The sequence below is a fragment of the Shewanella sp. WXL01 genome (assembly GCF_012263345.1).
Lineage (GTDB): Bacteria > Pseudomonadota > Gammaproteobacteria > Enterobacterales > Shewanellaceae > Shewanella > Shewanella maritima.
On the sequence record NZ_JAAIKQ010000003.1, the window covers coordinates 547,772 to 560,972 of the forward strand.

At 41.9% G+C, this 13,201-nt stretch carries 10 protein-coding genes; 6 read left to right on the top strand and 4 right to left on the bottom strand.

Annotated features, from left to right (window positions below; all coding sequences use genetic code 11):
- Window positions 1-1,304 precede the first annotated feature (1,304 nt).
- A complete protein-coding gene (rdgC, locus tag G3R49_RS11100; RefSeq protein WP_130601781.1) occupies window positions 1,305-2,216 on the bottom strand; it encodes a recombination-associated protein RdgC in 912 nt (303 codons plus the stop codon).
- Between the two features lie 454 nt (window positions 2,217-2,670).
- Here rdgC and G3R49_RS11105 point away from each other — a divergent pair, with 454 nt between their 5' ends.
- The 5 genes from G3R49_RS11105 (at window position 2,671) to G3R49_RS11125 (ending at window position 9,476) form a co-directional block, all read left to right on the top strand.
- Window positions 2,671-3,609: a porin gene (locus G3R49_RS11105; protein WP_167869681.1), complete on the top strand. Its 939-nt coding sequence runs from the start codon at window positions 2,671-2,673 to the stop codon at window positions 3,607-3,609.
- 174 nt (window positions 3,610-3,783) lie between these two features.
- The gene (gene phoB / locus G3R49_RS11110) at window positions 3,784-4,473 is read left to right on the top strand and encodes a phosphate regulon transcriptional regulator PhoB (protein ID WP_130601785.1); all 690 of its coding nucleotides are present in this window, start codon (window positions 3,784-3,786) and stop codon (window positions 4,471-4,473) included.
- 101 nt (window positions 4,474-4,574) lie between these two features.
- Window positions 4,575-5,876, top strand: a complete 1,302-nt coding sequence (phoR, locus tag G3R49_RS11115) for a phosphate regulon sensor histidine kinase PhoR (RefSeq protein WP_130601787.1) — start codon at window positions 4,575-4,577, stop codon at window positions 5,874-5,876.
- Between the two features lie 347 nt (window positions 5,877-6,223).
- The gene (locus G3R49_RS11120) at window positions 6,224-7,195 is read left to right on the top strand and encodes a PstS family phosphate ABC transporter substrate-binding protein (protein ID WP_130601789.1); all 972 of its coding nucleotides are present in this window, start codon (window positions 6,224-6,226) and stop codon (window positions 7,193-7,195) included.
- Window positions 7,196-7,694: 499 nt separating this feature from the next.
- Entirely contained in the window at window positions 7,695-9,476 is a 1,782-nt protein-coding gene (locus tag G3R49_RS11125; protein ID WP_167869682.1) for a M1 family metallopeptidase, read from the top strand.
- 712 nt (window positions 9,477-10,188) lie between these two features.
- Here the strand turns inward: G3R49_RS11125 and G3R49_RS11130 are convergent.
- Entirely contained in the window at window positions 10,189-10,674 is a 486-nt protein-coding gene (locus G3R49_RS11130; protein ID WP_167869683.1) for a glutathione peroxidase, read from the bottom strand.
- Window positions 10,675-10,907: 233 nt separating this feature from the next.
- On the opposite strand from G3R49_RS11130, the gene G3R49_RS11135 reads away from it, so the two are divergent.
- A complete protein-coding gene (locus G3R49_RS11135) occupies window positions 10,908-11,459 on the top strand; it encodes a YfaZ family outer membrane protein (RefSeq protein WP_242620243.1) in 552 nt (183 codons plus the stop codon).
- Window positions 11,460-11,566: 107 nt separating this feature from the next.
- On the opposite strand, the gene G3R49_RS11140 is transcribed toward G3R49_RS11135, so the two are convergent.
- Both G3R49_RS11140 and G3R49_RS11145 read right to left on the bottom strand, forming a co-directional pair.
- The gene (locus G3R49_RS11140) at window positions 11,567-11,731 is read right to left on the bottom strand and encodes a hypothetical protein (protein WP_167869684.1); all 165 of its coding nucleotides are present in this window, start codon (window positions 11,729-11,731) and stop codon (window positions 11,567-11,569) included.
- 93 nt (window positions 11,732-11,824) lie between these two features.
- Window positions 11,825-12,961 carry a patatin-like phospholipase family protein gene (locus G3R49_RS11145; protein WP_130601795.1) on the bottom strand — a complete coding sequence of 379 codons (1,137 nt, stop codon included), beginning with the start codon at window positions 12,959-12,961 and terminating at the stop codon, window positions 11,825-11,827.
- Window positions 12,962-13,201 lie beyond the last annotated feature (240 nt).

Sequence of the window (13,201 nt, forward strand, 5' to 3'; positions counted from 1 at the left end):
GTGCATCAGTGTTTTAACAATCGTTAAAGTCTTTCTTTATGATTTTATTGGTTTTTTGGTTAAATATTTCATTTTTGAAATGTTATTCTTCTGTGAAATGTATGAAAAGCATCTTGGACCGACCTCTTAAAGGCGTATGATTAACCCATCAAGTTATTACGGCTCAGGAAGAGCAAATAACTTATTAGCTTTAAAGGAAGGTTGTATTAAGGATGATGGTTTTCAAGGATGAATGCAGGACACGCCCAAGGAACAGGCATGAGCTCGGTAAATGGATAACCGAAACAAGGATGGGTGTCGTAAGACACAAGGAATAAGGGAAGGATAGCAGGACGCCAAGGAAGACTCAGATGGATTTGAATGTTCAGTAAATGGATGACTGATCAATGGAATGAAGCTCAATGCTAATGATTAGCAAGGATTTGAGTTAATAGGGATAGGACACGCTTGGATAGCGATGACGCACGGATGGTGCAGGGAGCAACAAATTAGCAGGATGGCTAACAAGAAGAAAAACAGGCACAACCTTTCGAGGTTGTGCCTTTTTTATTTGTATTGAATATTGATGTGGAGTACGTGAGTATAAAACGTAGATCGAGTATTGTAGGAATTAAGCTTTGTTGGCTGTTTTTTGTACAAAGTGTGCTTTGCGGTGTTACAAATTCAACAATGTAGTCTAACCTATACTTACTAGTACTTTCGTTTATGTTGCTATATATGACATCTTTCGTGTGAGATATATCTCACAAACCGTGTGAGACAACAACAGTTGTTATTGAGTGCATATACTGTGGTTACGATGTAAGTTATTGTTTTTGTTTATTGTTATCCTTGTGCATAACAAGCTTATTGTTGAGTGGATGTTAAAATAGTTTTTCACCCCTGTGATTTTGATACAACTTCTTTACTATATCCACATCCAAGGAGCTGGATACACACGGGAATGGGGTGACAGGATGTTCACCAAAGGAAAGTGGCGTTAAGCCAGTTAAGGATAAAAGCTTTTTGTCAGGGAGTGAGAGAAAGCGTTAGTTACACCGGAAGTGTAATAAGAAGGATTTTCAGGGATAGATCTAGGACACGCTTAGGATAGAGCAGGCTCGGTCAATGGAAAACCGAGTAAGAGGGAAGTACGCAAGTACACGGATTTCAAGGAAAGATCACGGACAGGGCAGGACGCAACTAGACGCATGGATGGTGCAGGGAGCACGACAATAGCTGGACAGCTTAACAAGAGAATAGAAGGCCGCGATGGAAACATCGCGGCCTTTCTTTATTAAAGTGAGTTTTCGCGAAAAATGAGCTTAAATTTGTTGCTCAAATGGACCTAATGCATCACGCATAGCATTAACAAAAGACACCAACTCACTTCCCATAAGCGCAAAGTCAGCATCGATTTTTGCTAAAGGATCATCTCCGCCGATATCATCATTACCCGCGCGGAATTCTTCAGAGAACTTAATACGCTTGACACTGGCATCAGATTGAATGACGCAGGCAATAGATTGACCATAGTGCAAAGCAAGTTTGTGAACTTGCTTACCTGTTTCAATATGAGCTAGTACTTCATCTTCTTGTAGCACTTGTTGTTTGAATCTAACAATTCCGCCTTCATCTGAATCGCTCTTCAGTTCTGCTTCATCTTGCATTTCAAACGGCATGGGTGCGCTACCAGCTTTTAACCACTCAGTCAGTGTCGTTTCAATTGGGGTAGCAAAGCTAAGCGGAATAACAGGCAAGCTGCCTAGTGCTTTACGCAGCAACGCGAGTAATTCTTCTGCTTTAGCTGCACTTGAACTGTCTATTAAAATCATTTCAAGCTCAGGCATGATTAGTGCGCGCGTTTGACTGCGGCGAGAAAAAGCCCGTGGAAGCAAAGTGGTGGTGATTTCATCTTTGATGGAGTCTTTTTCTTTTTTGGTCACTTTGCGGTTTTCTGCTGCTTCAATTTCAGCGACTTTTTCATCAAGGGCTTCTTTAATCACTTGCCCTGGCAGGATTTTCTCTTCTTTCGTTACGCAAATTAAGTGACGGTTCTCTGCGCTATGTACTAGTGCGTCGCCTTGCTTGCCTAGCGCCTTACTAAAACCGAATTTGCTAATGTCTTGGCTGCTGCAAGGTGAAAAAGTGAAGTCTTGCAAAGCAGTTTCTAACGCTTCGGTTTCAACGTTGAATGGTTTGTTAAAGCGGTAGAGAGTTAAGTTTTTGAACCACATATATGAGTAACCTAAGTTAAATCAATGAATAGTGCAGCAGTGTACGGCATGTCATCCAAAGGGTAAACATGCCACGTAGTTGAGAGTGATAGCTGGGTGAGTTTTGTTCAGCCTTTGCTCGTTTGATTATTAGAACAGTGAATGAGTTATTAGAAGTTAGTCGCCTAATATTGGCGCAGTTTCGGACTTTATTGCGTTTTATTTTGCGTACAGTCACTAAAAAAACACGCTTCACAAAACTGTCATAAATCTTGAGGTGTTATCTTACTATTTGAAAAATAAGCACTTTGCTTACTGGCTGATTATTTTGCAAACAGCTACTTAAGCAAAAGTGAATTTACTGAAATAAATCTGCAATATTCAACGTGCAAACTTGCCGCCGTTCACAGTTCAAAGCGGCGATTTATTTCGCCCTTTACAAGCAAAAAAGACGATAACTCGTCAAAAGGATGAAATGATGAAAGCGTTAACTAAAACTGTAATTGCTACAGCAATCACTGCTGCAACTATGTCAACTGCCTACGCTGCTGATCCAATCACAGTGTACGGTAAGCTAAATGTCACTGCTCAATCTAACGATTACTATGAAGATGGTAAGAACGTTTCTAACACTACCATTCAAAGCAACGCATCTCGTTTTGGTGTAAAAGGTGCTTTTGAGTTAAGCGATTCATTAGAAGCTTTCTACACTGTTGAGTACCAAGTTGATACTGGTAACGCGAGTTCTGATAACTTCACTGCGCGTAACCAATTTGTTGGTTTAAAAGGTAATTTTGGTGCTGTTTCTGTCGGTCGCAACGACACCATGCTTAAAAAGTCGCAAGGTAAAGTTGACCTGTTCAATGACTTAGAAGGTGACTTAAAGAGTTTGTTCGCCGGTGAGAACCGTATGGCGCAAACTGCAACATACGTGACGCCATCATTCAGCGGTTTCCAAGCGGGTGTAACTTATGTAGCTGACGCTGATAGCAAGCAGCAGGAAGAGAATGGTTTCTCTACTGCAGTTATGTATGGCGATGCTGGCCTTAAGAAATCTCCTATCTACGCATCTATCGCGTATGATTCAAAAGTAAAAGGCTATGACGTTGCTCGTGCAACTGTTCAAGGTAAAATCGCTGGCTTCAAACTTGGTGGTATGTACCAACAAGAAGAAAAGCTAAACAGCAACGTTAAGAATAAAGGTTACCTATTAAGCGCAGCTTACAGCATTGATGCTGTAACACTTAAAGCTCAGTTCCAGGACATGGAAAACAAAGGCGATTCTTGGTCGGTTGGTGCTGATTACAAGTTAGGTAAGCCAACTAAATTGTTCGCTTTCTACACTCACAATACCCCTGAATCTGGTGATGACAAAGACAAGTACTTTGGTCTAGGTTTAGAACACAAGTTCTAAATTAATAATTGTCTTGATAAAAAGGGGCTTAGGCCCCTTTTTTCGTTTTAATGATATTAATATGACATATTTTTGGAATTAGTGAGAAAATGCAGTTTACTATCATAAATCTGTAATAAAACTGACCAATAATAACCATGTGGCACATTTATAACAGAAGCAACAGAAGCGATTATGACAGCTAGGATTTTAATTGTAGAAGATGAAGCAGCAATCCGTGAGATGCTGACATTCGTCATGGAACAGCATGGCTTTAGCACTGCTGCAGCTGAAGACTTTGATTCAGCAGTTGAGTTATTACAAGAGCCTTATCCAGATTTAATTTTGCTAGATTGGATGTTCCCTGGAGGCAGTGGTATCCAGCTAGCCAAGCGCTTAAAGCAAGATGAATTTACGCGTCAGATCCCGATCATTATGCTGACTGCTCGTGGCGAAGAAGAAGACAAGGTCAAAGGCCTTGAAGTCGGTGCGGATGATTACATCACTAAACCCTTCTCTCCAAAGGAGCTTGTTGCTCGTATTAAAGCGGTATTACGCCGCAGTGCACCAACGCGTTTAGAAGAGGTGATTGATGTTCAAGGCCTGCAACTAGATCCTGTGAGCCATCGCGTTAGCTTTGGTGACAGTGTGCTCGATATGGGGCCGACCGAATTTCGACTATTGCATTTCTTCATGACTCACCCTGAACGTGTGTACAGCCGTGAGCAGCTTCTAGATAACGTTTGGGGAACCAATGTTTATGTAGAAGATCGCACCGTAGATGTACACATTCGTCGTCTGCGCAAAGCCGTCGAAACTGGCGGACACGACAAGCTTATTCAAACTGTTCGAGGAGCTGGTTACCGCTTCTCAACCCGTTTATAGCAAACGAGTAGTCATAGGGTAGATATTGGGTTAAGGTGTAGCGCAATATTTACCTAATTATTTTCTAAGGGTTGTTACACAACCCTTTTTTAGGTCTGCTTATGTTTGAATCATATTCTGGCTTTCGATTGTTACTAAGATTGGGTTTGGTTGTAGGCTTGCTATTTATTGTGGGTTTAGCAGTTGGCCAGGTCGCAGTTACTGTCATTTTAGGTTGTATTGTTTTGCTGGTTTGGCACTATCGTCAAATCGCGCGTCTTAACTTTTGGTTATGGAAAGATAAGCGTCTAACACCGCCTCAAGGGCAAGGCAGTTGGGAAGGCGTGTTTAATGGTATTTACCGTCTGCAAGGTAAAAATCGTCGCCGAGTAGGGCAGTTGGCGTCTATTCTAGGTCGCTTTCGTCAAGGTGCTGAGGCACTGCCAGACGCAGCAGTGGTGCTCGATTCGAGTCATAATATCTTGTGGTGTAACAAGCTTGCGCAGTTGATTTTAGGCTTTGTGTGGCCACAAGATAATGGTCAGCGCATTGATAACTTATTGCGTCACCCCGATTTTTCAGAGTATCTACGTTCAACTAGTTTTGATGAACCGTTAGAAATCCCATCCCCAGTATCGGATAACCGAACACTAGAGATACGTATCATGCGATACGGTGACAGACAACTGTTACTTATAGCTCGCGATGTCACCCGTCTTAATCAACTAGAAGGCATGCGCAAAGACTTTGTCGCCAATGTGTCGCACGAGCTTAAAACCCCGCTTACCGTGCTACAGGGCTACTTAGAGATCATGCAAACCATGGAAGGCACTGACTCACCTAATAGTAAGCCGCTTGAGTTAATGCAGCAGCAAACCACGCGGATGCAATCCATGGTTGAGCAGTTACTTGCGTTGTCACGGATAGAAGATGCGGATGAGATTGACTTATCGCAAGTGGTCGATATGCGTGTGATGATTGATGTGCTTAAGGAAGAAGCCAAAGCGTTAGCGTTAACTGATTATACCCTAGTATTTGACTGTGACCCTGAATTGAACATTCATGGTGTTGAATTGCAGCTTAGAAGTGCCTGTTCAAATTTAATTTCTAACGCGATTCGTTATACACCAGAAGGTGGCACTATAACAGTTACCTGGAACAAGGTTGCGCAAGGCGCAAGGTTCTCGGTAACTGATACTGGTCAAGGTATTGCACCTCAACACATTAGCCGCTTAACTGAGCGATTTTATCGGGTTGATAATGCCAGAAGCAGTAAAACCGGTGGTACAGGTTTAGGTTTGGCGATTGTGAAGCATGCGCTGAGTCATCATCACAGTGAGTTAATTATTGTGAGTGAGGTAGGTGTAGGCAGTACCTTTAGCTTTATTATTCCATCACACCTTTTAGCTGATGAAGTGACATAGTTTGATGTCATTCAGATGTATTAACTTAGAGTTTGAATAAGCAGCCTTCTGGCTGCTTTTTGCTTTCTAATTCTGGCTAACGTTCTGCGTTCAATTTCTGTGTTTTTAACTTGTTACTTCGAACCTGTAGATTGCGTCAATCATCAACGAGCATATGTCATTCTCTCGAATATAGCTTAATCGTGATCTTATGTCGGCGCTTAAAAGTGTTTTTAAGTTGTTTCATAAATCTGTTATCGAAATGTCACTCTGTCATACAACTGTCATCTAGCAGTAATAGACTTGTCATCGTTGAAGTTGATACTGACCGTGTTCAAAACAAAGTACGCTTAATTTGGAGCATTACAATGAAACTGAAAAAACTTGTCGGCGCTATTACCCTATCTGCCGCTGGTGTATTCTCTGCAGGCGCGATGGCTGCAATCGATCAAACTCTACCTGTTTATGAAAAAACAAGTGGTGTTTCTGGTAACTTGTCATCTGTTGGTTCTGACACGCTTGCGAACATGATGACTCTTTGGGCAGAAGACTTTAAACACATCTACCCTAACGTAAACATTCAAATTCAAGCTGCTGGTTCATCTACTGCGCCACCAGCTCTTACTGAAGGTACTTCACAGTTCGGTCCAATGAGCCGTAAAATGAAGCCAAACGAAGTTGAAGCATTCGAGAAGCATTTTGGTTACCAACCAACTGCTATCCGTGTAGCGATTGATGCATTAGCTGTATTCGTACACAAAGATAACCCAGTTGAAGGTTTAAGCATCGAGCAAATCGACGGTATTTTCTCTTCTACTAACAAGTGTGGTGGTAGCGAAGTTAAGCGTTGGGGCGATGTTGGCCTAGACGGTAGCTGGAGCGCAAAAGACGTTCAGCTGTACGGTCGTAACTCAGTATCTGGTACTTATGGTTACTTCAAGAAGAAAGCACTTTGTAAAGGTGATTTTCGTCCAAACGTGAACGAGCAACCAGGTAGTGCGTCAGTAGTACAGTCTGTTTCTCAATCTCTGAATGCGATTGGTTACTCTGGTATCGGTTACAAAACTGCTGGTGTTAAAGCTGTAGCAGTTTCGAAGAAAGGTAAGAAGTATATCGCTGCGACTCACGAGAATGCTGCAAACGGTACTTACCCACTATCTCGTTACCTATACGTATACATCAACAAGCACCCTAATAAAGAGCTGTCGCCAATGGACCGCGAGTTCATCAAGTACATGCTTTCTAAGCAGGGTCAGCAAATTGTTGAGAAAGACGGTTATGTACCGCTACCTCGCTCAGTTGTTGCTAAAGACTTAGAAAAAGCAGGCATTAAGCTTTAAACGCTTACAAAACCTGAACCTAAAAGGCCTCCTCGCGAGGTCTTTTTTGTGTCTGCCATTTATACCCATCAGCACAGGTATGTGAGTATGCCTACTGGCTTACTCTTATTGATTAAAAGGGCTTATTACGTCGTTGGACATTTCTAAGGCAATCTAACCCGCCCGCTTATTTATCCCGATTGGTATGACTATATTTTAAATGTTGCTATTTCAAAGACAAAAAAAAGCAACCTACTTTGAGGTTGCTAATACTGCAAATGCAATATGGGTGATAACAGTGTTATCAAATGGGAGGATGATGATGAACAATGAAACTTTCAAATAAGATTCGGTTCACTATATATGACTGGCGGCTTTTAGATTAGTTCCCACTTCTTTCAATTTTTTTCAGATAATTTTCCGGATCCCGAATCACCGCAGAAATCTTTGACCTATGCTTAATAAATAAATCATTGCTTGTTATACAATTTAGGATATAAATTCAGCCGAAGGAGCTGTTGTGGCGAAAGTGTTCGACTTTAACAAAGATTACCATTCCAGCGCTAATTGCGACCAAAACCGCGTTGTTCATTTCGATTTAGATATCACGGTAGACTTTGACCTAAAACAACTCTCCGGCGAGGTAGTGCTAAGTTTTGAGCGTTTGTCTTCAAGCGATAGCCTGCTAATCGATTGTCGAGATTTGGATATCGTTGCGGTAAAGGATGAGCTGGATAACGCACTTGAATACCAGCTAGTTCAAGTTAACGATGCATTAGGTCAACAGCTTAGTATTCAAGTTGGAACCCAACTCAATAAAGTCAAGATTGTTTATTGTACAAGCCCGCAAGCTCAAGGATTACAGTGGTTAGCACCTGACCAAACATTGGGGAAACAGCAACCTTATTTGTTTAGTCAATCACAACCTATTAATGCCAGGAGCTGGATCCCACTGCAAGACACACCGAAAGCGAGAGTCACTTTTAATGCTAAGGTGAGTGTACCCAAGCAATTACGTGCTGTGATGAGCGCGTTAAACGATCCTGCTATTGCGGAAGACGGCGTGTATCAATTCACTATGGATAAGCCTATCCCGACACACTTACTTGCCATTGCTGTCGGCGACCTTGCGTTCAAGGCCACCGGTAAACGTAGCGGAATTTATACAGAGCCGGGCATGCTTGAGCGCGCAGCAAATGAGTTTGAAGATACTGAAGCTATGATGCAGGTAGCTGAATCACTTTTAGGTGAATATGCCTGGCAGCGTTATGACATGATAGTGTTGCCGCCAAGCTTCCCCTTTGGCGGTATGGAGAACCCAATGCTTGCCTTTATGACACCCACGCTAATAGCTGGTGATAAAAGCTTGGTATCCATTGTCGCTCATGAGTTAGCCCATTCTTGGACTGGTAATTTAGTCAGTAATGCGACTTGGCGTGACTTATGGCTTAACGAGGGGTTTACTACCTATTTTACCAACCGCATTGTTGAAGCCGTGTATGGCAAGGAGCAAGCTGAACTTGAGAAAATGATTGAGTATGGCCGCTTACAAGAAGAGCTAGTTTCAAGTGAAGTCAGCAGTCAAACCTTACCTGCTAATGTGCAACTGGGCGATCCAAACCTGGCGTTTAATCGTTTTACCTATGACAAAGCCTCTATGTTCGTCCATGAACTCGAATCGCGACTTGGACGGGATAGTTTCGATATCTTTTTACGTCGCTATGTTGAGCACTTTGCTTTTACTGCAATTACCACTGAAACCTTTATGGAATATGCTGAGCAAACATTGCTTATCGACCATGGGGACAAAATTTCTGCCCAGGAGCTACATGAATGGGTGTACGGCACAGGTATGCCAGCTTGGTTCAAAGCGCCGACCTCAGACAGTCTGAATAAGGTCGATTTCGCGCTTAGCGAGTTTACATCTGGTATTGATGCTAACAAGTTAGCAATCCAGGATTGGCGAGTCCATCATTGGCAGTACTTTTTAACCCAGTTACCTTTAGCGCTAACAACTGAGCAGCTTGATGATTTAGATACGTGCTTTGCCTTTACACAAAGTAGTAACAGCGAGATTTTATGTGATTGGTTTAGAGTAGCGATTCGAAATCGTTACCAGAAAGTGATGCAGCGTTTAACCGCTTTCTTAGTCGAAGTCGGCCGGGCTAAGTTTGTTAGACCGTTATACCTTGAGTTACAAATTGCTGGAATGAATTCACAGGCGTTAGCCATTTACCAGCAAGCTCGAAAAGGCTACCACCCGTCGCTTAGGTTTCAATTAGATAAGTTATTTGAGCAATAGTTCCAAGATATTCAATTGAAGAGCAGGCAAAAAAATTGGCAACCGAATGGGTTGCCAATAAAAAGAATCTTGCAAATTGGAAGGCGGTGATGAGCCGCCAGCCATAAGGGATGATGAAGAAGCGCGTTGGAGTCTGGGGAAACTTGTCAACTTGCTTACTTATTCAGACTAGTGCTTTTCAATAAAGTTCATTAGGCTGTGAAAAAAATTAAATATTTTTTCTCTGCTTATATAGGCCGCTTCGAAATTCCCAATATCTCTCTTAAAAGCCCATTAACTACTTGGCTAAATTTAAGTGGTTATTGATGATTGAGTATAACCGGATTTCATTTAAATATGTGCGGCCATAAAAAAAGGCAACCAAATGGTTGCCTATCGATCTACTTGAGATCAAGGGGACTGCGCTAGAAGTCCCAGGGAGATGAAGAACAAAGTGATGAACATTGTTACTTTGTTAGAAGGCATCTACGCCAAAAAGTTCACTGATTGAGTCAATTTTTCTTAATTTTTTGCAAAATAATTTGGTTTTTTAGCAAATAGCACTAAAAATCAAAAATTTAAGCTGCCAAATTAGCAGTAATTTTTTTGCGCACCCAGTTGAACTATCTATCAAGGTTACTAGCTTTGAGCCAATGAAAGGCGACAAAGCTCTTGTGCCCACAACGTTAACTCTTCATCGGTATATTGAGTTTAATCGTTATAGCCATTTTCGCTACTTTAAAAGCTGACTAATTTGACCTCTTAATGCTTCAGGTTTTGTTGTTGGAGCAAAGCGTTCAACAACTTGTCCCTGACGATCAACCAGAAACTTGGTGAAGTTCCATTTGATTGATTCACTACCAAGCAAGCCTTTTGCTTGGCTTTTTAAAAACTTGTATAGCGGGTCCGCGTTTTCACCGTTAACTTCGACTTTTGATAGTAGTGGGAAGGTGACACCAAAATTCAACTCGCAAAACTCACTAATCTCAGCTTCGCTCCCCTGTTCTTGAGCGCCAAATTGGTTACATGGGAAGCCTAATATCATTAAACCTTGCTCGTTAAACTCTTGATATAAGGTCTCCAAAGCCTTGTATTGCGGAGTAAATCCACACTTACTTGCAGTATTGACGATCAGTATAACCTTATCTTTAAAGTCGGCTAACTCAAGTTGCTCGCCACGAATGTCTGTTACTGAAAACTGATAAATTGATTGACTCATTTTTTGACCTCCGAAAAGTAATAACAGCAATATAGTTGATAATTAAGTTGTGCGCAATTTAATTTTGCAATGTATGGCTGCGAAGTGAAAGTTGAACTGGTGTGAGTGAATTGTTTCTCTATGGTTGAGGGAGGGATGGCAACTTGTAATAAAGGTTAATTCTGCCCCATCTAGCAAGACTTTTACCTTTGGATTCATATAATTCAGCCAACAACAACTAAAGGGAGTGTGTTATGACGTTCAATGGTGTAAAAACTGTGATTGTTGCTGCAACGTTTGTGGCGATGCCTGTCACCATGGTACAAGCAGGTGAGTTTGACTTAGGTTTGAGTGAGCACCGTGTATCAGTTGGTTTGAGTAATAGTCTGAACCAAAATGCCAACTTAGATTTAGGTTACACCTACCATGAAAACAAAGGTCACCTAGCTGAAGTTGCTGCCCATATGGTTCATCAAAGTGGACCTCACCACTTCCAAGTCGGGCCTAAGTACGTTCATATGTGGCACAAACATGCCCCTAACGGTAGCGCTGTTGCCGTGGGTGGGGAATATGGCTTAAGTATTAGTAAGAACCTTTCGCTACATGGTTCGGCCTACTATGCACCATCGGTGTTGTCGTTTTCTAATGTAGATGGTTATGTCGAGTACGGCGCTAAAGTACAGTTCAATTTGAATCCAAATATGGGGCTGTATGCAGGTTACCGATATCAGAAGCTTAAGTTTGACCATGCTAGTAGCCAGAGCTTTGAAGATGGTTTCCACATCGGCGGCGCTATCAAGTTCTAGCTCAACCATCTGCTGAGCCTAACCAGCGGCATGTTAGGCTCGAATTGCTGTTCAAATAAGCTATAGGCATTAAAGGCAAGATACTAAACGTTATCTTGCCTTTATTTTTATGACTGACTCCAATCTTGCTCTATCAAATAGGTATCATCTTCGCTCAACACACGCTTTTGTTGTCGACGTTTATTTTTTAGTTTCTTAGATTTACTGTTGTCATTGAGGTTCTCTCCCCACTCATCTTCATCATAGCGTTTGTGCTTGTCGCGCTTAGCCATTGCTTGATCCCTAAGGTTAGTAGCCTATTTTCTTACTCAAGTATCGCGGGTAAACGTGGCAAGATTATTACAGTGTGTAGTTATCAAAAGAGGCTAGGGTGTGTGGATGCTAATATCGAAAAAGTCTGTTATCTCGTCGATTCTTGCCATGGCATCTTGATAACCAAGGTCGATGAGTGCGCTGGTGTAACTGCTCTCAAACAACAGATAAGAGACAATACTTGAGTCTGATTGCTTGCTTATACCAATGAGCTTAAGTAGTGAACGAATTGCAAACGGCATCTCCTCATAATAGCGACTGGCAATTTCACTTAAATCCTCACTGGGCTTAAATACCAGCGTTTCGATTTGACGTAAACCGAGCTGCTGGCGCTGCTTTGGTTCAATCAAATCAAGCGTTTTGTTAATTCGCTCCAAACGCTCTAAATCACTATTTAGGGTGTCGGAGAAAATGGTATCAAGTAGGTGCCCTGCAATGGTGGCCGTACTAGGATGATGCACAAGCTCAGTGTGACTTTGTTGATGTGGGCTATCCAGGTTAATGACAAAAACCTTATTTGCACCTAAGTGAATTGGGCTTGATAGTGGTGCAAGTTGATGCACACTACCGTCGCCAAAGTAATTGCGATTTAAGGCTATGGAGGGAAACACCATAGGAATTGCACTACTGGCGAGCAGATGCTCAGTGTGTAATCGAGTGCGAATGCCATTGCGCCGAGCTCGCTGCCAGTCGCCAATTGACTCATGACCTTGGTAAAAAGTATAAGAATGCGAGTTGTTATAACAGGAGGTATCAACGCTAATCGCATCAAGCGCGCCGTTAATAATGTTTCTATCGATACGAGCAAAGTCGATAAGTTGATTTAGCAGTTCTCGTAATGGTTGGTTATCGAACAAACTCCCCGCATCCGTGCTTATTCTATCAAGTTGAATACCCTTTACTGCCATTTTAAGTAAATGTGAGGTTACTCCTGAAATGGAGGACTTATATACCTTACCTGTATGGAAATGGCGCCAAACCCAATCGAGTTTCTTTACGCCTAGATGAAAGCATGATGCGTGAGTTGCTAAAGAGGTGGCGTTAATCGCTCCAGCTGAAGTACCGCACAAAATATTAAACGGGATATGGTGATTGCGCGGATACAGTTGCACCAAGGCTTTGAGCACACCTATTTGATACGCAGCTCGCGCGCCACCACCGCCTAACACCAATGCCACTGAGTCAGCCAATACAACTCCTTTAATTAGTTATGCTTTTTTGTTATTTGATTACATTCAGCATAGGACGATTGCCTAGGCTATTTCAATATAGAGGTGAAAAATTTTATCGATGATGAAGCTCGAATTATTTCAAGCAATTTGCCTGGTAAATGTGACGCAGTTTCATGTAGTTTTAGGACGGTTTGAATGGGGATTTTTCTTTGACAAACAGGTAGTTTATGAGCTATTAAAATAAACAGATTTGTTATT

Excerpts from the sequence above, each read along its gene's own strand:
- rdgC (WP_130601781.1), bottom strand. The coding sequence starts at position 2,216 with ATGTGGTTCAAAAACTTAACTCTCTACCGCTTTAACAAACCATTCAAC.
- G3R49_RS11105 (WP_167869681.1), top strand. The coding sequence starts at position 2,671 with ATGATGAAAGCGTTAACTAAAACTGTAATTGCTACAGCAATCACTGCT.
- phoB (WP_130601785.1), top strand. The coding sequence starts at position 3,784 with ATGACAGCTAGGATTTTAATTGTAGAAGATGAAGCAGCAATCCGTGAG.
- phoR (WP_130601787.1), top strand. The coding sequence starts at position 4,575 with ATGTTTGAATCATATTCTGGCTTTCGATTGTTACTAAGATTGGGTTTG.
- G3R49_RS11120 (WP_130601789.1), top strand. The coding sequence starts at position 6,224 with ATGAAACTGAAAAAACTTGTCGGCGCTATTACCCTATCTGCCGCTGGT.
- G3R49_RS11130 (WP_167869683.1), bottom strand. The coding sequence starts at position 10,674 with ATGAGTCAATCAATTTATCAGTTTTCAGTAACAGACATTCGTGGCGAG.
- G3R49_RS11135 (WP_242620243.1), top strand. The coding sequence starts at position 10,908 with ATGACGTTCAATGGTGTAAAAACTGTGATTGTTGCTGCAACGTTTGTG.
- G3R49_RS11140 (WP_167869684.1), bottom strand. The coding sequence starts at position 11,731 with ATGGCTAAGCGCGACAAGCACAAACGCTATGATGAAGATGAGTGGGGA.